This is a genomic window from Brachybacterium endophyticum (genome assembly GCF_003130585.1).
Taxonomy (GTDB): domain Bacteria; phylum Actinomycetota; class Actinomycetes; order Actinomycetales; family Dermabacteraceae; genus Brachybacterium; species Brachybacterium endophyticum.
In genome coordinates, this window is the sequence record NZ_QFKX01000002.1 from 943,722 (window position 1) to 965,335 (window position 21,614).

A 21,614-nucleotide genomic window follows, 5' to 3' on the forward strand; every position below is an offset into this window, starting at 1 on the left:
ACGCGTATGACCCAGCTGGTGACCACCAAGGACACCCTGCGCACGGCACGCGCGGCGATGACGGGGAGCGTCGCGGTGGTGATGACCATGGGCGCCCTGCACGAGGGCCATCTGGCCCTCGTCGCCCGCGCCCGGGAGCTCGCCGACCGCGTGATCCTCACCGATTTCGTCAATCCCCTCCAGTTCGGTGACCCGAAGGACCTCGAGACCTATCCGCGTGACGTCCCGGCCGACGTCGCGATGGTCGAGGGCATCGTCGACCTCGTCTTCGCCCCCTCCGTCGAGGAGATGTACCCGGTCCTGCCGCCCGCGGTCGGCGTGAGCTCGGGACGCCTGGGGACCCTGTTCGAGGGCGCCTCCCGGCCGGGCCACTTCGACGGCGTGGTCACCGTGGTCACCAAGCTGCTCTCCCTGACCCGTCCGGACGTCGCGGTGTTCGGCCGCAAGGACGCCCAGCAGCTCGCGATCATCCAGGCTCTCGTGCGCGACCTCGAACTGCCGGTGCGGATCGACCCCGTCGAGATCGCCCGCGAGGAGACCGGGCTGGCGCGGTCGAGCCGCAACGTGCGCCTGAGCGAGCAGGGGCGCCGTGACGCCCTCGCCCTCTCCCGCGCGATCCGGGACGTCGAGCAGGCCGCCCCTTCGACCACGGGCGTCATCGCCGCTCTCGAGCGGGCTCGCGACGCCGGGTCCGCAGGTGTCGCCTGGGACTATGCGCTCGCCGTGGATCCCGTGACCTTCGAGGAGATCGCCACCGGGTATCGCGGGCAGGCACTGGTGATGCTCGCGGCCGTCGTCGACGGGGTGCGGCTGCTGGATGCCGCTGTGGTGGAGGCGACACGGCCCTGAGGGCACCCGGCCTGGGACGCACAGCCCCATGATGCGAGAATCGCCCCCATGAACTCTCACCCCTCCAGCGATCAGCATCGCGCCCCGGACGCCCTGGACACCTCCGACCAGATCGCCGTCCGCAAGGCCAAGCGCGAGCGGCTGATCGAGCGGGGGGAGGAGGCCTACCCGGTCTCCGTTCCCGTCACCACGACCATCGCCGCGGTCCGCGCCGAATACGGCCACCTCGAGGCCGGCCAGGAGACGCAGGACGTGGTCGGCATCGCGGGACGCATCGTGTTCCAGCGCAACACCGGCAAGCTGTGCTTCGCGACCGTGCAGGACGGCGCGGGGGAGCGGCTGCAGGTGATGCTGAGCCTCGCCGAGGTCGGCGAGGAGCGCCTGGCCGCCTACAAGGCCGACGTGGACCTCGGCGACCACGTCTTCTTCCGCGGACGCGTCGGCGCCTCCCGCCGCGGCGAGCTCTCCGTGTTCGCCGACCAGTGGCAGATGGCGGCGAAGGCCGTGCGACCCCTGCCGGTGCTCCACGCGGACCTCTCCGAGGAGTCGCGGGTGCGTCACCGCTACGTCGACCTGATCGTGCGCGAGGAGGCCCGCACCACCGTCCGCCGACGCGCCGAGGTGATGCGCTCCCTGCGCGAGTCCTTCACGGACCGTGACTTCGTGGAGATCGAGACCCCGATGCTCCAGGTGATCCCCTCCGGCGCGGCGGCGCGACCGTTCGTGACCCACATGAACGCCTTCGACATGGATCTGTTCCTGCGCATCGCCCCCGAGCTCTTCCTCAAGCGCGCGGCCGTCGGCGGCCTGGAGCGCGTGTTCGAGATCAACCGGAACTTCCGCAACGAAGGCGCCGATTCCACGCATTCCCCGGAATTCGCGATGCTCGAGGCCTATCAGGCCTACGGCGACTACGACACGATCGGCGAACTCACCCGCACCCTCGTCCAAGAGGCCGCCGAGGCGGCGACCGGATCCCAGGTCGTCACTCTCGACGACGGCAGCGAATACGATCTCTCGGGTTCCTGGGAATCCATCACGATCTACGGATCCCTCTCCGAATCCCTCGGCGAGGAGATCACGCCGGAGACGACGGTCGATCGTCTGCGGGCCATCGCCCGCTCGCTCGATCTGGATCTGGACCACCCGAAGTTCGGCCACGGCAAGCTGGTCGAGGAACTCTTCGAGAACCGCGTCGGCGATTCCCTCCACGCCCCCACGTTCGTGCGCGATTTCCCCGTCGAGACGAGCCCGCTCGTGCGCGCCCACCGCGACGTCCCCGGAGTCGTCGAGAAGTGGGATCTCTACGTGCGGGGCTTCGAGCTGGCCACGGGCTACTCGGAGCTCGTGGACCCCGTGATCCAGCGCGAGCGCTTCGAGCAGCAGGCGCAGCTCGCCGCCGCGGGCGACGACGAGGCCATGCGCCTGGACGAGGACTTCCTCGAGGCGATGGAGTACGCGCTCCCGCCGACGGGCGGCATGGGAATGGGGATCGACCGTCTGCTGATGGCGATCACCGGACTCGGGATCCGGGAGACCATCACCTTCCCCCTCGTGAAGCCGGAGGCCTGAGATGGACGGCGGATTCTGGTACGAGGCGGCGTCGTTGCTGCCGCCGATCGGTGTGGGGCTGCTGTTCTGGTTCGCGATCCGCGCGATCCTGCGCGCCGACCGTCGTGAGCGCGAGGCGGAGAGGGTGGCGGAGAAGGCGCTGCGCGACGACGCCGCGAGGCGTGCGTCCTCGCCCCAGCGACCCCGCGCCGCTGTGAACGGAGCCGGGACGCATCACGGAACCGAGGGCCATTCCTGACGGGCTCACCGTCGCAGGGCCTCATCTCGTTTCCGGGAGCGAATCGAGAAGAAATGCACGCGTTTCGCTCGTGATTATCGATCCGCATTGAATTCTCAGCATCTCTGTGCGGATAATGGGCCCGCGTCCAACGACTGTTCGGCGCCCCACGACATCAAGGAGAATCCCTCATGGCACGGAAGACGTTCGTTGAGCTCATCGACGATCTCGACGGGTCCAAGGCCGAGGAGTCGGTGAGCTTCGCGCTCGACGGCGTCGCCTACGAGATCGACCTGTCGAAGGAGAACGCCGACAAGCTCCGCGAGGAGCTCGGCGAGTGGACCTCACGGGCCCGCCGCGTCGCCGGCCGTCGCATCCGTGGGACCGGCGGCAGCCCCGCCTCCTCGAGCGATTCGGCGAAGATCCGCGCCTGGGCCCGCGAGAACGGCCACGAGGTCTCCGACCGCGGCCGGATCCCCGAGGAGCTGCGCCAGGCGTACTACGCCGCGAACTGACGCGGAGCGCACCCCGGCGGCGCGCACGGAGGTGACGGAGCCCGTCACCAGCCCCTGATCGACCAGGAGACCTCGTGCGCCGCCCCGGGGGCCAGGCGCACCACGTCGGTGCCCGTGCGGAAGGCGTCGGGCGGGCACGTCATCGGCTCGACCGCGAGACCCTTGCGGTTGTTCTCCGCTTCCGGGCGATCGCCCGTGTGCACCTGCACCCAGGGGCATCTCTCGTCGGCGGAGATCTCCACCCCGGTCCCGCCGGGAGCCTGTGCCCGCACCCGCCATCGCCCGTCGGCGTCCGCCGCCAGGTCGGTGAAGGCGTGGTCGAGGAAGCGCCCGTCGATCGGCCGGGGTGACCGCAGGTCCAGATCCGAGCCGGCATCCACCGGCGCGGTGCCCGTGGGCAGCAGTCGATCCTCGCTGACCTCCAGGACGGTGGCGGCCGGGCACACGACCGTCCATTCCTCGAGCGACTGCGGGCCCGCCAGCAGGTAGGGGTGCGGGCAGACGCCGTAGGGGGCGTCGCTGCGGCCCCGATTGCGGGCGCGGACCGTCGTGGTCAGGCCCGAGGACCCCTCCAGGCGGTACTCGACCCTCACCTCCAGCGTGAACGGATAGCCGGTGGTGGGATACAGGACCGTGCCCAGGACGATCGCGTCCTCGGCCTCCTCGACCACCTCGTAGGCCTGGAAGCTGAGCAGACCGTGCAGGGCGTTGTGGCGCTCGACCTCGGTGATCGGCACCTGCAGCTCCTCGCCGTCCCAGGTGTAGAGGCCGTCGCCGATGCGGTTGGGCCAGGGCGCCACGATCGCGCCGCGGTAGAACAGCATGGGCCCCTCGTCAGGGCTGCGCAGCAGCAGGTCACGGCCGTCGACCGTGAGACCTTCGAGGGTCGCGCCGACCTCCGAGACCTCGGCGACGTAGGGCCCGGCGGTGATCCGGTGCAGCGCTCCGCGTTCGCGCAGCGGGCCGGCTGCGTCGGAGGCGGCGGGGGAGTCGTCCGTGGAGGCGGGGTCGGCGCGGTGCATGGTCCTCAGCTGTCCTCGAGTCCGAGCAGGTGGGCGGTGCGGGCCAGCGACGTTCTCGCGGCCTCGGCGTCCTCGGACAGATGGGTCCCGAAGCTGGGGATCATGGAGCGGATCCCGTCGCGCCAGCGCTCGAAGCGCTCGGGGAAGACCTTCTCGAGCATCCCCAGCATGATCGTGGTGGCCGTCGAGGCGCCCGGGGAGGCACCGAGCATGCCGGCGATGGACCCGTCGCCGGCGGCGATCAGCTGCGTGCCGAACTGCAGCACGCCGAGCTTCTTGGGATCCGGCGCGATCACCTGGACCCGCTGGCCGGCCGTGATCAGCTCCCAGTCCTCCGAGCGGGCGGAGGGCATGTACTCGCGCAGGGCGTCGAAGCGCTTGGCGGGGGAGGCGACGAGTTCTCCGGCCAGGTACTTCATCAGATCCAGGTTCGGCGGGGCGACCGCCATCATCTGCGCGATGTTCCCGGGCTTGATGGAGGCGAAGAGATCGAGGTTCGACCCGGTCTTCAGGAACTTCGGGGACCAGCCCGCGTAGGGGCCGAACATCAGGGAGCGCTGGCCGTCGATGTAGCGGGTGTCCAGGTGCGGGACGCTCATCGGCGGTGCGCCGACGGCCGCCTTGCCGTAGACCTTCGCCTGGTGGCGATCGATGATCTCGGGGTCGGTGCAGCGCAGCCACTGCCCGGAGATCGGGAAGCCGCCGAAGCCACGGATCTCGGGGATGCCCGAGTCCTGCAGGAGCGGCAGCGCGTTGCCGCCGGCGCCGACGAAGACGAACGGTGCGCGCACCACGCGCACCTCGCCCGAGGCGGAGCGTGCCATCACGCCCCAGTCCGAGCCCATCCGACGCAGCGAGGTGACCTCCCAGCCGGTCGAGACCGTCGTGTTCGCGCGTCGGGCCACGTCCAGCAGCTCCCGGGAGAGGCGCCCGAAGTCGACGTCGGTGCCGTCGGGGGCGTAGGTCGCAGCGATGGTCTCCGTCTCGGGGCGCGACTCGGTCACCAGCGGAGCCCACTCGGCGAGCTGCTCGTGCCGGGTGGTGAACTCCATCGAGTCGAACAGGGGGCTGCGCACCAGGGCGTCGTGACGTCGGCGCAGGTAGTCCACGTTCTCGATGCCGTGCACGAAGCTCATGTGGGGCACGGAGTTGATGAACACGCTCGGGTCGGCGATCTTCCCGGACTCCACCAGGTGCGCCCAGAACTGCCGGCTGACCTGGAACTGCTCGTTGATGGAGATCGCCTTGGCGGGGCTGACGGAGCCGTCGATGTCCTGCGGGGTGTAGTTCAGCTCGCACAGGGCGCTGTGGCCGGTGCCCGCGTTGTTCCACCCCTCGCTGGACTCCAGGGCGACGTCGTCGAGCTTCTCGAGGATCTGCACGTCCCAGTCGGGCTCGATCTCGCTGAGCAGGGCCGCCAGCGTCGCGCTCGCGACGCCACCACCGATCAGCACCGCATCCGCTCTGGTCACGTCCACCGTGAGCTCGCCCATGACACTCCCGTCCTCATCGTCGATGTACGACATCGAGGCTACCCCGGAACGTCGGCCGCACGGGCCGTCGGGCGGTGGGCGGAGAGTGAGGGCGGACACCACCGGCGCACGCCCTTGGCAGACTGCTCCCATGGCAGATGCGACGACGCACGACCCCGCCCCGACCATCCCCGCCCCCACCACGGACCAGCTGCGCTGGCAGCAGCAAGGCCTCGGGGTCTTCTTCCACGTGGGCGTGAACACCTTCGCCGGGAAGGAGTGGAGCGACGGCACACTGCCGGCATCGAGCTTCGACCCCACGGACCTGGACGCCGACGAATGGGTGCGCACCGCCCGTGATCTGGGCGCGCGGTACGTGGTGCTGACCGCCAAGCATCACGACGGCTTCTGCCTGTGGCCCACCGCGACGACGGACTACTCGGTCGCCTCCTCCCCGTTCAGGGGCGGGGGAGGTGACCTGGTGCGCGAGGTCGCCGATGCCTGCAGGACCCACGGCCTGGGCCTGGGCCTCTACCTCTCGCCCTGGGACCGCCACGCCTCCTGCTACCAGGATGCCGCCGCCTACGACGAGTTCTACCTGGCCCAGCTGCGGGAGCTGTGCAGCGACTACGGCCCGCTCGCCGAGCTCTGGTTCGACGGCGCGGGATCGGCTGGACGCGAGTACGACTGGGACCGCATCGGAGCGCTCATCCAGGACCTGCAGCCCCACGCCATGGTGTTCAACATGGGGCCGGCCACCATCCGCTGGGTGGGCAACGAGGACGGTCTGGCCTCGGATCCCTGCTGGTACGTCACCGAGTCCACCGACCTCAACAATTACGACGACGAGGTGACCGCCCTGGGTCGTGCCCGCTACCTGCCGCCCGAGTGCGACGTGTCGCTGCGCACCGGCTGGTTCTGGCAGGAGGGGGAGGAGCCCAAGACGCTGCAGCACCTGCTGGCGATCCATGCCCGATCCGTCGGCCTCGGCGCCGGGCTGCTGCTGAACGTCCCCCCGGATCGCCGTGGCCGCATCGACCCGGCCGACGCCGCGCGTCTGCACGAGCTGCGCGAGGCCCTGGACGCCCGCTTCGGCGCCCCCGTGGCCACCCGCCTCGAGACCACGGGCAGGCCGCAGTCACCGGGAACCCGACAGCGGACGAGCCTGCAGGCCACTCTTCCCGCGGTGCAGCGGATCGACCACCTCGAACTGCGCGAGGAGCTCGGTGCGGGACAGAGGATCTGCGCCCACTCCGTGCGGCTCCCGGCAGAGGGGCCCGACGGGGCGCGGCCGGACGGGCCGGCCGGCACGGTGCTCGCCGCCGGGGAGACCGTCGGCGTGCGGCGCATCCACCGCCTGGACCCGCCCGTCACCACGGACCGTCTGGTGATCGAGATCGGCGGCATCGACGGAGCTCCCGCCCCGGCACTCACCGAGGTGCTCGTCCACGGCGACAGCAGCCCCGTCCCCGCGCCCTGCCTCCCCGCCGGGTCGCGCGCGAGCACCGAGGAGCCGCAGGACTGAGCGGGCCACGGCGCTGTCACGCCTGCGGCGAACAGCCGTCGATCCGCGCTCTCACTGCCGCTACGCTCGATCCATCACCACCACCCGATGGGGGAGAGACATGTTCGAACGCTTCACCGACCGCGCGCGGCGCGTCGTCGTCCTCGCACAGGACGAGGCCCGCCTGCTGAACCACAACTACATCGGCACCGAGCACATCCTGCTGGGCCTGATCCACGAGGCCGAGGGCGTCGGGGCCAAGGCCCTGGAGGCGCTCGGAGTCACCCTCGATGCCGCCCGCGACCAGGTGCGCGACATCATCGGCGAGGGCAACCAGGCGCCCACGGGGCACATCCCCTTCACCCCGCGCGCCAAGAAGGTCCTCGAGCTCTCGCTGCGCGAGGCCCTGCAGCTGGGCCACAACTACATCGGCACCGAGCACATCCTGCTGGGCCTGCTGCGCGAGGGCGAGGGGACGGCCGTCAAGGTCCTCTCGCGTCTGGGCGCCGAGCCCGCCGGGGTGCGCCAGGAGGTCATCGAGCGGCTCTCGGGCTACCAGGGCAAGGAGCCCGCGAACGCCGGCGGACCCGCCGAGGGACAGCCTGCCGGCTCGCTGGTGCTCGACCAGTTCGGCCGCAACCTCACCCAGGCCGCCCGCGACGGCGAGCTCGACCCGGTGATCGGCCGGGAGAGCGAGGCCGAGCGCGTCATGCAGGTGCTCAGCCGCCGCACCAAGAACAACCCGGTGCTGATCGGCGAGCCCGGCGTCGGCAAGAGCGCGGTCGTCGAGGGCCTGGCCCAGTCGATCGTGCGCGGCGACGTCCCGGAGACCCTCAAGGACAAGCAGCTCTACACGCTGGACCTGGGCTCTCTCGTCGCCGGCTCCCGCTACCGCGGTGACTTCGAGGAGCGCCTGAAGAAGGTGCTCAAGGAGATCCGCACCCGCGGCGACATCATCCTCTTCATCGACGAGATCCACACCCTCGTCGGCGCCGGTGCGGCCGAGGGGGCGATAGACGCCGCGAGCATCCTCAAGCCGATGCTGGCCCGCGGCGAGCTGCAGACCATCGGTGCGACTACCCTCGAGGAGTACCGCAAGCACATCGAGAAGGACGCGGCGCTCGAGCGTCGCTTCCAGCCGATCCAGGTCGACGAGCCCTCGATCGCCCACACCGTGGAGATCCTGAAGGGCCTGCGCGACAAGTACGAGGCGCACCACAGGGTCACCGTCACCGACGGTGCCCTGGTCGCCGCCGCCAACCTCTCGGACCGCTACGTCAACGACCGGTTCCTGCCGGACAAGGCGATCGACCTGATCGACGAGGCCGGGGCGCGCCTGCGCATCCGCCGTCTCACCGCGCCGCCGGAGCTCAAGGAGTACGACGCGAAGATCGAGGACGTCCGCACCCGCAAGGAGGAGGCGATCGACGGCCAGGACTTCGAGAAGGCCGCCTCCCTGCGTGACGAGGAGCAGACCCTGCGCACCGAGCGCGACGAGCGCGAGGACGCCTGGCGCAACGGCGAGACCGACGCGGTGACCACGGTCTCCGAGGAGGTCATCGCCGAGGTGCTCGCCGCCTCGACCGGCATCCCGATCGTGAAGCTCACCGAGGAGGAGTCCTCGCGTCTGCTGCACATGGAGGACGAGCTGCACAAGAAGGTCATCGGGCAGAACGAGGCCATCAAGGCGCTGTCCCAGGCGATCCGCCGCACCCGTGCGGGCCTGAAGGACCCCAAGCGTCCCGGCGGTTCGTTCATCTTCGCGGGCTCCACCGGCGTCGGCAAGACGCTGCTGGCCAAGGCCCTCGCCGAGTTCCTGTTCGGCGACGAGGAGTCCCTGATCCAGCTCGACATGTCGGAGTTCGGCGAGAAGCACACCGCTTCCCGTCTGTTCGGCTCGCCCCCCGGGTACGTCGGCTACGACGAGGGCGGTCAGCTCACCGAGAAGGTGCGTCGCAAGCCCTTCAGCGTGGTGCTGTTCGACGAGGTGGAGAAGGCCCACGTGGACATCTTCAACTCGCTCCTGCAGATCCTGGAGGACGGTCGTCTGACCGACTCGCAGGGCCGCGTCGTGGACTTCAAGAACACCGTCATCATCATGACCACGAACCTGGGCACCCGCGACATCGCCAAGGGCGTGCAGGTCGGCTTCCAGGCCGGCGGTGACCTCTCCACCGACTACGAGCGCATGAAGGCGAAGGTCCACGAGGAGCTCAAGCAGCACTTCAAGCCCGAGTTCCTCAACCGCGTCGACGACGTGGTCGTCTTCCCGCAGCTCTCGCACGAGGAGATCGTCGAGATCGTCGACCTCGAGGTCGGCAAGCTCGACCAGCGTCTGCACGACAAGGACATGACGATCGAGCTGACCCCCGCGGCCAAGAGCCTGCTGGCCGAGAAGGGCTTCGATCCGGTGCTGGGTGCACGGCCGCTGCGCCGCACGATCCAGCGCGACATCGAGGACACCCTCAGCGAGCGGATCCTGTTCGGCCAGGTCTCGGCAGGCGACGAGATCGTCGTGGACTCCGAGGGCGAGGGCCTGCTGGGCGAGCTGCTGTTCCGCCGCCGCGGCGAGGGCGGTGCCCTCGAGGCGCTGCCCGACGACGTCTCCGTCAGCGCGATGACGGAGGCCCGCGCCGAGGACGCCTCGCACCCGGACAATCCCGAGGGGGAGCCCAGCGCGTCCTCCCTGGGTGGGTCCGAGGCCGCCGGCGACGGCTCGTCCGACGACGGCTCCTCGGGGTCGGCCGCCGCGACCGACACCGACGTGAGCCAGTCCCGCTGATCGCGGGGATCGAGGAGGCCCGGAGCAGCCCGGCGTGAACACCGTCGCGACATGGATGACAGCGATCCAGGACTGGGTGCTGGCCGCAGGTGACACCTGGTGGGTCCAGTTCGTGGTGTTCGGCCTGTGCACCGTCGACGCGTTCTTCCCGACGGTGCCCAGCGAGTCGGTCATCGTCGCGCTGAGCTCGCTCTGGGCCTCCTCCTCGGTCCCGCCGATCTGGCTGACGGCGCTGGCCGGGTGGGGCGGCGCCTTCGCCGGGGACAACATCGCCTACCTGATCGGGCGGACCGTGGGCTGGGAGCGTTTCGGCTTCCTGCGCCGCGGTCGAGGCCTGGCGGCGGTCCAGGCCGCGGAGCGCGGGCTGGACCGCCGTGCCCTGCTGTTCCTGATGACCGCCCGCTACATCCCCTTCGGCCGCACCGCGGTGAACCTCACCGCGGGCGCCGTCCGCTATCCCTGGCGCAGATTCTGGCGTCGCTCCCTGGCGGCGACCTTCGTGTGGTCCGCCTACTCCTGCGCCATCGGCGCGATCGCCGGCAGCTGGTTCGAGGACAATCATCTGCTGGCGATCACGGTCGCCGTGGTGATCGCCGTCGTCGTCGCCCTGATCGTCGAGCGCCTGGTCTCCCTGCTCAACAATCGCCTCGATCGGCGCCACGACCGCGCGGTCGAGACCTCCGGGCAGGCGGACGCTCCCGAGCAGGCCGCGGCCGCCGTACGTGCCGACAGCGAGGACGAGTGCGCGGACGTGGACAGCGACGACGCGCAGGCGGAGCCTTCGCGTAGCGTCGAGCGCGACCTCCCCACCGACGAGGGGCACGACGGCCGAAGGGCGGCATCCCCCACATGAGCATCCAGCTGCGTCCGGCGCTGCCCGCCGACGTCCGGGCGATCAACGCTCTCGTGCAGCCGCTCGCCTCGCGGCAGATCCTGCTGGGCAAGGAGCTCGTGGTCTACTACGAGGCGATCCAGGAGTTCCTCGTCGCCGAGCGCGAGGACGGTGCGATCGTCGGCTGCGGCGCCCTGCACGTCATGTGGGAGGACCTGGGGGAGGTGCGCACCCTGGCCGTCAGCGACGAGGTGCGGGGCACGGGGCTGGGCCACCGGATGCTGGAGGCCCTCCTCGAGCGGGCTCGAGCCCTCGGACTCGACAGGGTCTTCTGCCTGACGTTCGAGGTCGACTTCTTCGCGCGGCACGGCTTCGAGGAGATGGGCCCGGACCCGCTGAGTCCCGAGCTCTACGCCGAGCTGCTGCGCTCGAACGACGAGGGGATCGCGGAGTTCCTGGATCTCGCGCGGGTCAAGCCCAACACCCTGGGCAACACCCGCATGATCCGTCCGCTCGGATCACACTGAGCTCGCACCACCGCTCTCAGGGCAGGCGCACGGTCCCCTCCTCGAGGGTCGCGAGACCGTCGCGGACCAGGGAGTCGAGGCATCGCTGCGGGCGGTCGTCGGCCGTGGAGTCGGCGAGGCCGAGGACCTGATCGACGGAGGCGGGGCCCTCACGCAGCAGCGCCATGATGCGGCCCCGCATCTGCCGGTCCGTCCCTTCGAAGGCCTGACGGCGCACGGGCGGGCCCTGCTGCGCGGGGCGCCCCGCCGTGAACCACCGGCACCGGGAACTCAGCGGGCAGGCGTCGCAGCGTGGGGAGCGAGCCGTGCACACGAGCGCCCCGAGCTCCATCACGGCCTGGTTCCAGCGCACCGATCGAGCAGGGTCCTCGGGCAGGACGTTCGTCGCGAGCGCTCTCTCGGATGCGGTGAAGGCGGCACCGGGGGAGGCCTCGCCCCTCACGCTGCGCACCAGCACCCGGCGGATGTTCGTGTCGGCGACTACCGCCCGCCCGTGATGCGCGAAGGCCGTCACGGCGCCGGCGGTGTACTCGCCGATGCCCGGCAGGGCACGCAGGGCCTCGGGACCCCGCGGGACCTCACCGTCGTGATCGGTGACGATCGCGTGCGCGCAGTCCTTCAATCGCAGCGCGCGCCGTGGGTAGCCCAGTCGGTCCCAGGCGCGCAGCACCTCGGCGGTCGGTGCCTCGTCCAGGTCGCGCGGGGTCGGCCAACGGTGCATCCACTCCAGCCACCGTGGCAGCACCCGAACGACCGGGGTCTGCTGCAGCATGATCTCGGAGACCAGGATGCTCCAGCTGCTCGTATCGTCGTGGCGCCAGGGGAGGTCCCGGCCCGCGACGGTGAACCAGTCGATGACCGCGTCGATCGCGGTGTCGTCGAGGATCTCCTGCGGGGCATCGGGGAGGCTGCTGGCGGGGGCGGGCACCCCGGAACGGTACCCCAGGCGGGAGGGAGCGCGAACGCGACGACGGGGCGGGACCTGGTGGTCCCGCCCCGTCGTGGGCTGCCGCTGCTGCGGCGGTTCTTCGCGTACCGGCCGTGCCGGCGGCGCGGATCAGAGCTCGCGCTGGGTCCCGCCGGTCGGGCCGCCGGCGGTGCCGGATGCGTTCTGCTGCTGGAGCAGGTCGCGGATCTCGGTGAGCAGCAGCACGTCCTCGGGGGAGGTCGGCTCGGCGTCCGGGTCCTCGCCACGGCGGATGGCGGCCATGCGGCGCGCCTTGGCCATCGGCAGCACGAACACGAAGTAGACCACCGCGGCGGTGATCAGGAACGTGATGACCGCGGAGATGACCTCACCGATGTTGACGAACGTCTTGTCGTTCGTGCCGATGACGTGGAAGCCCAGACCGATGCTGTCGGCACCTCCGGCCGCGGCGACGATCGGGTTGATGATGAAGTTGACGAAGGCGGTGACCAGAGCGGTGAACGCTCCGCCGATCACGACACCGACCGCGAGGTCGATGACGTTGCCCTGCATGACGAATTCCTTGAAACCCTTCATGGTGCGTGTCCTAACTGCGCTTCGGCGCGGGGGATGGGGTGACACAGAGGAATACGGGGAAGGACCCGCAGGGGAAATTAGAACACGAGAGCGCTCTGGAGCCATCCTTCACGCACCGCCTGGGCGACATCTCCGGTTTCGTCCGTGTCGATCGCGACCAAGACATCCTGTCCGCCCACCTGCGGTGTCCCTCCCAGCGCCCGCGAACCAGCGGAGCTCTCGGGAACCTCCACCACGGTGGCGTCGATGCGGCGTGTCCGGCCGGGGGCCTCGGTCGAGGTGATCAGTGCCAGGGAGTCCCCGATCCCGAGCCGGGGGACCAGTGCGGGCTCGACCGGTACGGCGATCACGGCGAGGCCGGTCAGATCCGGGGCTTCGCTGTCGGCGCGCAGACGGCCCGGTGCGAGGACGGTGCCCTTCCCCAGCGCCGTGGAGAGGCGCATGCCCTTGAGGTCCTCGGTCGTGCTCGTCGAGTCCTCGGGGGCGAGTGCTTCGGAGACCTCGACGCTCCGCAGGTCCTGACTGTCCAGGACGGTCCCGGCATCCAGATCCCGCGCGGCCACCACGACGCTGCGGGTGTGGGCGGAGGCAGGCAGCAGGCCGGGTGCGAGAAGGGCGATCATCACCGCGGCGAGGAGCACGCTCAGCAGCCGACGCCGCCTGCGGACCGCGCGATGCCAGTGGGGGAGTGAGGCGTGGAGGCGTCGGAGCATGCGAGCACGCTACGTACGCGAACGGCCCCCGTCGGCCGCGGAGTCGCCGCTGTGGACGAGCGCGTGCTGTGGAGGAACGGCAGGACCGGCGCAGAGGTTGCCGGGCGTCACTCCGAGCTCGTGGAGCCCGCCGTCGCCGTCGTCTTCGAGGTGCTGGAGGAGTCCTTCGATCCCGCCGAGTCCGAGGAGGACGCGGAGGACCCGGAGGACGAGGAGGCGGAGTCCTGCGAGGAGCCCCCCGAGTTCGCCGAGTTCGCGGAGGTCTTGGAAGCCGCGGAATCGGTCGAGTAGAAACCGGAGCCCTTGAAGACCACGCCCACGCTGTCGAAGACCTTCCGCAGCGCCTGCTCGTCGCACTCCGGGCAGACGGTCAGGGAGTCCTCGCTGAAGCTCTGGTACTTCTCGAAACGATGTCCGCAGTTCTTGCAGGCGTACACGTAGGTGGGCACGGGGCAGTCCTTTGCGATGAGGATCCGGGGGCGCCGTCGGCGGCGCCGGATCGATGGTACCGCCGCCCTGTGCGCTAACCGAGCCTCAGCAGCCCCTGCGTGGTGAGCGCGACGTGCGCGGGCCGGTCATGGGCCTCACGCGGGAGGGCACGAGCCGCCAGCACCTCCCAGGGGTGGACCACGGCGACCACGGTGCTCCCGCGGGAGTGGGCGAGGGCGCGGTCGTAGTAGCCGCCGCCGTGACCGAGCCGGGTGCCCGAGAGGTCGACGGCCAGGGCGGGGGCGAGCACCAGGTCGACCTGTGCCAACGCATCCGCGCCCAGTCGCTCGGACGTCGGTTCGGCACCGAAGCCGCGGACGCTGGCGGCCACCAGCGGTGCACGACCGTCCCAGGTGGCCCAGTCGACGCTCGCGTGCTCGGTGGGGCCGTGGCCGCCCGCGAGGCCGCCGTCCCCGGACTGTACGGGCAGGAGGACGCGTGATCCCCGGTCGAGCAGGGCGCGCACGAGTCGGCGGACGTCCGGCTCGGTCGCGGTGGGATCGAAGGCCGCCACGGTGGGTCTCGGGATCCCGTCGAGCAGGTCCATCACCGCGTCCGCGTGCGCGGCGAGCAGGGCGTCCTCGTCGACGGCGCGGTGGGAGGTCGCCGCACGCTCGGCCCGCAGCGACGTGCGCAGGGCTCGCTTCCGCCGAGCGGCCTCCCCGGCGACCGCCGTCGCCTCCTGCTGCTCGCCCGACCTCGAGATGTCGTCCATCTCCCCAGCATGGCACCGCAGCAGGAGGCCGGCGCGTGGCTACGATCGATGGATGCCCCATGCCTGGCCGCTCACGCTCTCCGATGCCGAGCTGACCCTGCGTCCGCTGCGTCGCCGTGATCGTCGGGCCTTCGAGATGCTGCTGGTGCGCAACCGCGAATGGCTGGCCCCGTGGGAGGCGACCGATCCGGACCGCAGCCGCGGTCGCCCCTCCCACGGTGAGCTGCTGCGCTGGGCGGAGAGGGAGGGCCGCGCCGGGCGGCATCTGAATCTGCTGCTGTGCATCGGTGGCCGTGCGGCCGGCCAGGTCAGTGCCGGCCCCATCGTCTACGGGGCGCAGTCCTCGGCCGCGATCGGGTACTGGGTGGACCACGGCCGCGCCGGCAACGGCTACGCGCCGCGGGCCGTGGCGCTGCTGATGGATCACTGCTTCGCCGAGCTCGGCCTGCACAGGGTGGAGGTCAACATCCGCCCGGAGAACGAGGCGAGCGTGCGCGTGGCTCGCAAGCTGCACCTGCGCGAGGAAGGCATCCGCGAGCGCTTCATCCACGTCGACGGCCAGTTCCGCGACCACCTGAGCTTCGCGCTGACGGCGGAGGAGGTCTCCTCGGACTCCGCCGGACGCGGCGTGCTCGCGCGGTACCGACGAGAACACATGAGCGCGATGGGCGAGTCGTGACCAGCTGAATCACAGCGGTGTCATTAGGGTTGGGCGGGTGGAGACCTTCAACCTCGGAGCAGTCCTTTTCGCGCTCCTGCTGCTCGTCTGGGTCGGCTATGCCGTCCCGCGCAGCGCCGAGCGCAGGGAACTGGTCTCGAGAGCGCGCGACGCCGTGCGCTCCCGCGATTCCCGCACCGCGCGGGACCTCTCCGAGGCAGCCCACACCCGTCCCAGAGCCCGTGAGGTGCACGCCATGTCCGATGAACGCCTGCTGCTGAGGCCTGCCGATCCGACCGCGCGGCCCCGATTCGACACGGATCCCGGCACCCGTGTCGACCCCTTCGTCGAGGCCGGCCGACAGCGTCGCACGCTGAGGGCAGTCCTTCTCGGGCTGATCGTCCTCACCATCGGTGTGGCCGTGCTCGCCGGGTCCTCGATCCTGCCGGTGTGGAGCGTGCTGCTGCCGGTGGTGCTGCTGGCCGGATACATCATCGGCCTGCGCCGCGCCGAGCTCGACCGCCGTGCCCGGCTGCGCCGCGCGAGCGAGCTGCGTCGCGGTGAGGACGCCCCGCAGGAGACGGAGCGGGCTGGCGCGAAGCCTGCGGATCCGGCGCACCGCGCCGACGCTGCGGGCGAGGACACGAAGGTCCTCGCCACGGCGACCTCCGGTGAGGACGGTTCCGGGGAGCTCGGTGAGCAGATCGAGTCCGCGAGCGCCTCCATGGCGGCCCCGGGCGAATGGGTGCCGCGCCCCGTCCCCAGGCCCACCTACACGATGCGCGGGGACGTCGAGGACCTCGCGACGCGTCACGCGGCCCACCGTCACGCGGTGGCTCCGCAGCAGGTGGCCCTCGAGGTCGAGACCGTGGACGTCGCCGACGAGGCGCTGCGCGAGGACCCCGAGGCGCCGAAGGCCGACGAGCTCGGACTGAACGAGATCCTCGCCCGCCGCCGCGCCTGAGAATTCTCACGCCGACCACAGGAGACCGAGTGACCGCAGCAGAGCAGATCCTTGAAGCTGCCGAGGCCGCCGCAGGCCTCGCCGCCGACTACGTGCGGGGCCTCGACCGCAGTGCCCTGCAGCGCGAGTACAAGAACGACAGCCATGACATCGTCACCGCTCACGACCGCGCGTGCGAGGAGATCATCGTCCGTGAGCTCGCGCGCCGGGTGCCCGGAGCGCGGATCGTGGGCGAGGAGGGCGGCGAGCGCCGGCCCGTCGGCGAGAACACCGGCGCGCACGACGAGATCGCACGCATCGACGGTGAGGTGACCTTCTACGTCGACCCGATCGACGGCACCAGCAACTTCGCCGCCGGTCTGCCGTTGTTCTGCGTCTCGATCGGCGCTGCGATCGACGGCGAGCTGGTCGCCGGCGTGATCGACGCCCCGATCCTCGGCGAGGTCTTCTCCGCGGCCGACGGGCCCCTGCGCATCAACGGCGCGGAGGTCGAGCCGCGTCGCACCCTCGACGCCAGGGACGCCCTCGTGCTCACCAGCTACCCGGGCTATCGTGCCCATCGCGAGCTGCCCGAGGTCGCTGCCGGGCACGCGCGGCGTCTGGCCGACGGCGTCTCCGCCGTGCGCAACCTCGGCTCGGCCGCGATCGAGCTGGCCTACGTGGCCGCCGGCCGGGCCGATGCGACGATGCTGCCCTCGATCAACGCCTGGGACGTGGCGGCGGGCTTCCACCTGGTCCAGCGTGCGGGCGGCAGCCTGCGCACCTGGCCCGGCACCTCGGGACAGGACCGCCCCGTCCAGGAGCAGCCCGCCTACGTCGCGTGCACGGGACCCGAGAGGCTGGGGGTCCTCGATCAGCTCATGGACGAGGTCCAGGCCGCCCGCGAAGGCTGAGGGCGATGCCCGCGCTGTGATCCTCGTCAAGGGGGCCGGGAGCGGTCGTGAGCACCGCGTTCGCGATGCTAGGCTTGACTGGTCGCTCAGGCGGCGCGGGGCTTTAGCTCAGTTGGTAGAGCGTTTCGTTCGCAATGAAAAGGTCAGGGGTTCGATTCCCCTAAGCTCCACGGAAGTACAGAAGGCCCCTCACCTGGACGGTGAGGGGTCTTTCTCGTTTCGATGAACCTGAGTGCGTGTAATGCGAGCTGAGCTCGAGAGATACCTTGCGGCGCAGTTATCTTCGGACGCCTAGTCCATGCTGTCCGTACCGGTACAGCCTCATCGACCTCACCCGTGGGGCCGGATGCGGTGACTGGAACGCTGTCTCTGGTGGCGGCGTGATCCATGTCAGGCTGACCCCCGACCTGTCGCCGTCGGTATCGGCAGCGTGCCGGCTCCTGATGGCAACGAAGTATCTGGTCCCCGGGGTCAGCTCAGAAGTGGCGAGGAACGCTTCGGCCCAGTCCAGCACTTCGTGGATGTCGTCGCACTGCACGTCGTGCATCTCGACGTAATCGTAGGGATCGACGTAGGAGATGCCGTCGAACGTCGGAGGCCGAACGAAATCGTCGTGACTTGGCGAAGCTCTAGCCACTCGGCGCGGTGACGCGTCCGGACTTCAGCGGGAGTTGGGGCCGTCGACGTCGGGGGAGTTCACGAATCCTCAGGAAAGTACCCGGTGCAAGGGTCGATCTCCCGAAGCCAGTCGGTGATCAGCTCGACGTGCTCGCGATGACTGAACGGCTCTGGGCCCGGCCGGCCGACAGCGAATCCCGAGCTTGGATGGGGCCCGCACAGTGCCGAATAGTGATAGCTGCCGCCTTGGCCCTTCTCGACTTCGAACTCCTGCCCATCCACCTCTACACGCATTGTGGCTCCCATCGTGTCGGCCAACCTAGCGCTCGAGCGGGTTAGTTCGGGCCGAACTCCTGCGAGAACGCGTTCACGAACGTTACTGCAGCGCCTGGGGTTAGCCAGGTTTCTGGGGCTACTGGCCCTTGAGTTGAGGAGGGGACGGGGTGCTTGCACCACGGATCCCTTTGCGGGCTTCGTTGATGGCGAGCAGGACGGCGAACATGCTGAGTGCCAAGAGAGCCCAGGGAACGCTGCGCGAGAACCAGTCCGTCTGCGGGGCCCAGTAGTAGGAGCCTGAGCCGTGGCGGTAGACGGTGATCCGATCTCCCACTGCGGCATGCCGCCCTTCGACGTGCCCGCTACGCCCGTCACCGGCACGGAAGAAGACCACTGGAGTGCTACCCCGTGAGCCCGTCGGACGCGACGTTGCGCGTGTGACAGTCGCCTGCACTTCGACGGGCTTGGAATGATCGTCCGCCCGCTGTTGCCCCATTGCCAGAATCCCGATCATCGCCAGCACTCCGGCAGCGAAGAGGATGACCAAGGCATTGAGGACTGCTCGCACGGCCAGCACCGTAGCGCGACTCGGGAACGTTGAGCGAGTTCCCTCTCTTCCCTACCGCCGAGCCCCTGCGGGAGGGATCGAGTCGACGGGTTCGTGCATACAGCGGCGGTGATCTCGAGCTGACGCCGAGTGGCCGAGGTCACCTCAGTTAGCAACCGATAGGTAGTTTGCCTATCGTCTTACGCCGCGCGGCTCGATGGGGGTCGAGTCCGCGCCCGGCCCCTAGGGGAGCCCCCGGTCGCACTCTGGGTGTGACCGGGGGCACGGGAGTCCTCAGGCATCGCGTCCTTGCCGATCGCTCTCTCGGCTCAGGCGGCTTCCCCGGTGCCCTCCGTGTTCAGGGGCGAGGCCCGTTGTCAGGGCGAGCACGAGGAAGGTGTAGGCATCGCGGGAGGCGATGGCGACGCTTGCGATGACGACGACACCGGTGGCGCTCCGTACGCGGGGTCGCGTGCTGCGCACGTGTCCCTGCGACGACAGCAACCGCTTGTCGAGACTCGGCAGCTACTCGGTAGCTACCTCCATGTGCTCGACAGGGAGCGGTCCTGGTCCTTTCGCGACATCGGATGAGAGGCCGAGAGACGTCGGCTCCAGGCCAGCTACGCGAACGCCCCGCGTTACCTGAACGGGATGTTCCCGAAGCGGAACAGCGACATCACGTCGCAGGCGTTCGCGATCACCTACGGCGGCAACGGCAGCGAACGCCCCGAGCTGTTCGGTCGGCCAGGCATGGGGGCGTTCGAGCTCGGGCCGCCATCGTGACGACTCACCGAGCCTCTGCGGAACGCGCTGTGACGATTGGCCCAGCAGTTCGCGGAAGGGAATGGCGCGCTGGCACGTGACGCTCAGCCGAATGGTGCTGAAAGCGATTGGTGGAATTCCCACGAGAACGCCCGAGGGCGAACGCTGCTCGCATGTCGAGCGGGCGGGAGCGGGGCAGGTATCGGGGGTGCGAGGTGCGCACGAGGACCTGGCAGCAGATGCATCCGTACTCTGAGCAACGTGCGCGGCGCGCGAGCATCTGAGGATGCGCCGGGGCGAGGAGCCCCCTGATCCAGGCGGACGGGAGACGGCATGGGAGAGGTCGACCATCACGCGGCTGCGGATCGTATCGAGCAGATCGTCCTATCGGTCCGGGTCGGATTCTGGCGAGGATCTGCGGGCTGCGCGTGGAATTGATGCCGTGGCATCTCGACGTAACGCCACCCCTCGGATCGGAGTGCGGGATGCGGCAGGCGTCGGGTCCGCAACGGTGAGTACGAGTGCCAGGGTGCGTACATGACGAGGGCTTAGCCTCACCAGATGACTGCAAAGATGACGCACAGGGCTGTCACGCTCCTCCAAGAGCTTCGGGGCGAGTTCCCGACGAGTGCAGGCCTGCTCCATCGCGATCTGAGTCGGATGGATCCCGCGGATCCGTTCCTCGAGCGTCGTGTGAGATCGCGGCTCATTCTGGGTCGGGGAACCGCTGTCGTCCCGAATGATGCGCTGGTCATGGAGATCGTGGGAATGGTTCATCGCGGCGACTTCGGAGTGACGACGAGTGGCCCATGAGACCCGCAGCGCTGCAGCACGTGAACGCCCTGCCCTCGTCCGAGGGGGCGTTGCGCTGCGGTGAGAGCGTCGCACGGCAATGGGAGCTCGTGGCGCCGGGCCTCAGGACCGGTATTGGGCGAGCACCGGGCATTCGAAGGGATCGCGGGCGGCGAGGCCCACGTCGTTGAGATAACGCACGACGATCATGTACGAGCGATGGAGCGGAACCTCGGTGTAGGGGACGTCCAGGCTCGCGCACTTGGAACGCACGATCTCGCGGGCCTTCGACAGGTGAACCCGCGGCATGGAGGGGAACAGGTGGTGCTCCACCTGGTAGTTCAAGCCGCCGAGCAGCGCGGTCGCCCACCATCCGCCCTGAATATTCCTCGAGGTGCGGACCTGTTTGGAGAAGAAGTCCAGGCGTGCTCCGCGAGCGATGACCGGCATGCCCTTGTGGTTGGGTGCGAAGGACGCACCCATGTAGACACCGAAGACGGCGAACTGCACACCCAGGAACGCGAATGCCATGCCAAGGGGTAGCAGCAGGAACACGGGCGCTGCGACAACCACGAAGCGTGCCGTGAGGAGGGCGAGTTCGGAGGGTCGGTGCTTCAGGTTCGGGGTCAGCAGAAGGTGCTTGAAGCTGTGGAGGTGGAGGTTCAGCCCTTCGAGTGTGAGGAGCGGGAAGAAGAGCCATCCCTGGCGACGGGTGATCCATCGTCGGAGCCCACGGGCTCTGGCGGCGTCTTCGGAGAGGAAGGAGATCGTGTCGACGGCGACATCGGGGTCCTTGTCGACCTTGTTCGGGTTGGCGTGGTGGCGCGAGTGCTTGGAGTCCCACCAGGTGTAGCTGAGGCCCACGATGCCCGAGAGCATTCGAGCGAGATGCGTGTTGGCCTTACCGCCCGCCAGGACCTGGCGGTGCCCGGCCTCGTGTCCGATGAACGCGATCTGCGTGAAGGCGATGCCCAGGGCTCCGGCGACGATGAGCTGGAACCAGCTGCTTCCGAGGGCGATGAACGCGGTGACGCACGCGGCGAGCAGAGCGAAGATGGCCGCCCCGATCAGCACGTAGTACCAGCGTGCCCGATCGAGAAGTCCAGCGGCTTTGATGTCCTTGGAGACCTCCATGAACGCCCGCAGCTGCGGCGGGAAGGACTCTGCATCCAAGTGCTTCGGGGAGAGGGTCGAGCTCTGCTCGAGTGGGCGAGTGACCATGGCGGCCTACCTTCGCAGTGGCGCGTGAACCAACGCCGAGTTCGTCGAGGAGCTCCTCGACGTGTCCGACGGTACAGGCTCTCCCTGCGCTCGACCTGTGCAGCGCCAGGAAAGGGGTGCGCGTCGGGCGCGCGTGCCAGGACACCCAGAACGTCGCTGGGCACTTCGAG

General features: G+C 69.7%; 21 protein-coding genes and 1 tRNA gene. 13 read left to right on the forward strand and 9 right to left on the reverse strand.

The window, feature by feature from the left end; all coding sequences use genetic code 11:
- Window positions 1-6: 6 nt before the first annotated feature.
- The 4 genes from panC (at window position 7) to DEO23_RS08600 (ending at window position 3,153) form a co-directional block, all read left to right on the forward strand.
- On the forward strand, window positions 7-849 hold the full coding sequence (gene panC, locus DEO23_RS08585) for a pantoate--beta-alanine ligase (protein WP_109275536.1): 843 nt from the start codon (window positions 7-9) through the stop codon (window positions 847-849).
- Between the two features lie 48 nt (window positions 850-897).
- Complete coding sequence (gene lysS / locus DEO23_RS08590) at window positions 898-2,421, forward strand: lysine--tRNA ligase (protein ID WP_109275537.1); 1,524 nt, start codon at window positions 898-900, stop codon at window positions 2,419-2,421.
- 1 nt (window position 2,422) lies between these two features.
- Window positions 2,423-2,659, forward strand: a complete 237-nt coding sequence (locus DEO23_RS08595) for a hypothetical protein (RefSeq protein WP_109275538.1) — start codon at window positions 2,423-2,425, stop codon at window positions 2,657-2,659.
- Window positions 2,660-2,829: 170 nt separating this feature from the next.
- Window positions 2,830-3,153, forward strand: coding sequence for a histone-like nucleoid-structuring protein Lsr2 (locus DEO23_RS08600; protein WP_109275539.1), 324 nt, complete (start codon window positions 2,830-2,832; stop codon window positions 3,151-3,153).
- Window positions 3,154-3,197: 44 nt separating this feature from the next.
- Here the strand turns inward: DEO23_RS08600 and DEO23_RS08605 are convergent, their stop codons facing one another.
- A complete protein-coding gene (locus DEO23_RS08605) occupies window positions 3,198-4,175 on the reverse strand; it encodes an aldose 1-epimerase family protein (protein WP_109275540.1) in 978 nt (325 codons plus the stop codon).
- Window positions 4,176-4,180: 5 nt separating this feature from the next.
- Window positions 4,181-5,668: a malate:quinone oxidoreductase gene (locus DEO23_RS08610; protein ID WP_109275541.1), complete on the reverse strand. Its 1,488-nt coding sequence runs from the start codon at window positions 5,666-5,668 to the stop codon at window positions 4,181-4,183.
- A gap of 130 nt (window positions 5,669-5,798) precedes the next feature.
- Between DEO23_RS08610 and DEO23_RS08615 the strand changes: the two genes are divergently transcribed.
- From DEO23_RS08615 to DEO23_RS08630, 4 genes are all read left to right on the forward strand, one after another.
- Window positions 5,799-7,172: an alpha-L-fucosidase gene (locus tag DEO23_RS08615; protein ID WP_109275542.1), complete on the forward strand. Its 1,374-nt coding sequence runs from the start codon at window positions 5,799-5,801 to the stop codon at window positions 7,170-7,172.
- Between the two features lie 100 nt (window positions 7,173-7,272).
- Window positions 7,273-9,933 carry an ATP-dependent Clp protease ATP-binding subunit gene (locus DEO23_RS08620; protein WP_109275543.1) on the forward strand — a complete coding sequence of 887 codons (2,661 nt, stop codon included), beginning with the start codon at window positions 7,273-7,275 and terminating at the stop codon, window positions 9,931-9,933.
- 34 nt (window positions 9,934-9,967) lie between these two features.
- Window positions 9,968-10,786 (forward strand): DedA family protein, encoded by an 819-nt coding sequence (locus DEO23_RS08625; RefSeq protein WP_240613300.1) that lies wholly within the window; start codon window positions 9,968-9,970, stop codon window positions 10,784-10,786.
- Complete coding sequence (locus DEO23_RS08630; RefSeq protein ID WP_109275544.1) at window positions 10,783-11,292, forward strand: amino-acid N-acetyltransferase; 510 nt, start codon at window positions 10,783-10,785, stop codon at window positions 11,290-11,292. The genes DEO23_RS08625 and DEO23_RS08630 overlap by 4 nt, the downstream gene beginning before the upstream one ends.
- 16 nt (window positions 11,293-11,308) lie before the next feature.
- Here DEO23_RS08630 and DEO23_RS08635 read toward each other — a convergent pair whose 3' ends face one another.
- The 5 genes from DEO23_RS08635 to DEO23_RS08655 form a co-directional block, all read right to left on the reverse strand.
- Complete coding sequence (locus DEO23_RS08635) at window positions 11,309-12,220, reverse strand: HhH-GPD family protein (protein WP_109275545.1); 912 nt, start codon at window positions 12,218-12,220, stop codon at window positions 11,309-11,311.
- A 129-nt stretch (window positions 12,221-12,349) separates the two neighbouring features.
- Window positions 12,350-12,796, reverse strand: a complete 447-nt coding sequence (gene mscL / locus DEO23_RS08640; protein ID WP_109275546.1) for a large conductance mechanosensitive channel protein MscL — start codon at window positions 12,794-12,796, stop codon at window positions 12,350-12,352.
- A 77-nt stretch (window positions 12,797-12,873) separates the two neighbouring features.
- The gene (locus tag DEO23_RS08645; protein ID WP_109275547.1) at window positions 12,874-13,509 is read right to left on the reverse strand and encodes an SAF domain-containing protein; all 636 of its coding nucleotides are present in this window, start codon (window positions 13,507-13,509) and stop codon (window positions 12,874-12,876) included.
- A gap of 107 nt (window positions 13,510-13,616) precedes the next feature.
- Entirely contained in the window at window positions 13,617-13,958 is a 342-nt protein-coding gene (locus tag DEO23_RS08650; protein ID WP_109275548.1) for an FmdB family zinc ribbon protein, read from the reverse strand.
- A 74-nt stretch (window positions 13,959-14,032) separates the two neighbouring features.
- A complete protein-coding gene (locus DEO23_RS08655; protein ID WP_109275549.1) occupies window positions 14,033-14,713 on the reverse strand; it encodes a 5-formyltetrahydrofolate cyclo-ligase in 681 nt (226 codons plus the stop codon).
- A 52-nt stretch (window positions 14,714-14,765) separates the two neighbouring features.
- Between DEO23_RS08655 and DEO23_RS08660 the strand changes: the two genes are divergently transcribed.
- The 4 genes from DEO23_RS08660 (at window position 14,766) to DEO23_RS08675 (ending at window position 17,398) form a co-directional block, all read left to right on the forward strand.
- Window positions 14,766-15,392, forward strand: coding sequence for a GNAT family N-acetyltransferase (locus tag DEO23_RS08660; protein WP_109275550.1), 627 nt, complete (start codon window positions 14,766-14,768; stop codon window positions 15,390-15,392).
- 37 nt (window positions 15,393-15,429) lie between these two features.
- Window positions 15,430-16,335, forward strand: a complete 906-nt coding sequence (locus tag DEO23_RS08665) for a PRA1 family protein (RefSeq protein WP_109275551.1) — start codon at window positions 15,430-15,432, stop codon at window positions 16,333-16,335.
- 29 nt (window positions 16,336-16,364) lie between these two features.
- A complete protein-coding gene (locus DEO23_RS08670; RefSeq protein WP_240613301.1) occupies window positions 16,365-17,228 on the forward strand; it encodes an inositol monophosphatase family protein in 864 nt (287 codons plus the stop codon).
- Between the two features lie 97 nt (window positions 17,229-17,325).
- Window positions 17,326-17,398 (forward strand) — tRNA-Ala (locus DEO23_RS08675).
- Window positions 17,399-18,258: 860 nt separating this feature from the next.
- Here DEO23_RS08675 and DEO23_RS15950 read toward each other — a convergent pair.
- Window positions 18,259-18,690 (reverse strand): hypothetical protein, encoded by a 432-nt coding sequence (locus DEO23_RS15950; RefSeq protein WP_133249856.1) that lies wholly within the window; start codon window positions 18,688-18,690, stop codon window positions 18,259-18,261.
- A gap of 630 nt (window positions 18,691-19,320) precedes the next feature.
- Between DEO23_RS15950 and DEO23_RS16515 the strand changes: the two genes are divergently transcribed.
- The gene (locus DEO23_RS16515; protein ID WP_276309444.1) at window positions 19,321-19,452 is read left to right on the forward strand and encodes a hypothetical protein; all 132 of its coding nucleotides are present in this window, start codon (window positions 19,321-19,323) and stop codon (window positions 19,450-19,452) included.
- Between the two features lie 894 nt (window positions 19,453-20,346).
- On the opposite strand, the gene DEO23_RS08685 is transcribed toward DEO23_RS16515, so the two are convergent.
- Window positions 20,347-21,444, reverse strand: a complete 1,098-nt coding sequence (locus tag DEO23_RS08685) for a fatty acid desaturase family protein (protein WP_109275553.1) — start codon at window positions 21,442-21,444, stop codon at window positions 20,347-20,349.
- Between the last annotated feature and the right edge of the window lie 170 nt (window positions 21,445-21,614).

Coding starts and splice junctions, on each gene's coding strand:
- DEO23_RS08660 (WP_109275550.1), top strand. CDS start 14,766: ATGCCCCATGCCTGGCCGCTCACGCTCTCCGATGCCGAGCTGACCCTG.
- DEO23_RS08610 (WP_109275541.1), bottom strand. CDS start 5,668: ATGGGCGAGCTCACGGTGGACGTGACCAGAGCGGATGCGGTGCTGATC.
- lysS (WP_109275537.1), top strand. CDS start 898: ATGAACTCTCACCCCTCCAGCGATCAGCATCGCGCCCCGGACGCCCTG.
- DEO23_RS08685 (WP_109275553.1), bottom strand. CDS start 21,444: ATGGTCACTCGCCCACTCGAGCAGAGCTCGACCCTCTCCCCGAAGCAC.
- DEO23_RS08595 (WP_109275538.1), top strand. CDS start 2,423: ATGGACGGCGGATTCTGGTACGAGGCGGCGTCGTTGCTGCCGCCGATC.
- DEO23_RS08630 (WP_109275544.1), top strand. CDS start 10,783: ATGAGCATCCAGCTGCGTCCGGCGCTGCCCGCCGACGTCCGGGCGATC.
- DEO23_RS08600 (WP_109275539.1), top strand. CDS start 2,830: ATGGCACGGAAGACGTTCGTTGAGCTCATCGACGATCTCGACGGGTCC.
- DEO23_RS16515 (WP_276309444.1), top strand. CDS start 19,321: ATGTTCCCGAAGCGGAACAGCGACATCACGTCGCAGGCGTTCGCGATC.
- DEO23_RS08615 (WP_109275542.1), top strand. CDS start 5,799: ATGGCAGATGCGACGACGCACGACCCCGCCCCGACCATCCCCGCCCCC.
- DEO23_RS08655 (WP_109275549.1), bottom strand. CDS start 14,713: ATGGACGACATCTCGAGGTCGGGCGAGCAGCAGGAGGCGACGGCGGTC.
- mscL (WP_109275546.1), bottom strand. CDS start 12,796: ATGAAGGGTTTCAAGGAATTCGTCATGCAGGGCAACGTCATCGACCTC.
- DEO23_RS08605 (WP_109275540.1), bottom strand. CDS start 4,175: ATGCACCGCGCCGACCCCGCCTCCACGGACGACTCCCCCGCCGCCTCC.
- panC (WP_109275536.1), top strand. CDS start 7: ATGACCCAGCTGGTGACCACCAAGGACACCCTGCGCACGGCACGCGCG.
- DEO23_RS08645 (WP_109275547.1), bottom strand. CDS start 13,509: ATGCTCCGACGCCTCCACGCCTCACTCCCCCACTGGCATCGCGCGGTC.
- DEO23_RS08620 (WP_109275543.1), top strand. CDS start 7,273: ATGTTCGAACGCTTCACCGACCGCGCGCGGCGCGTCGTCGTCCTCGCA.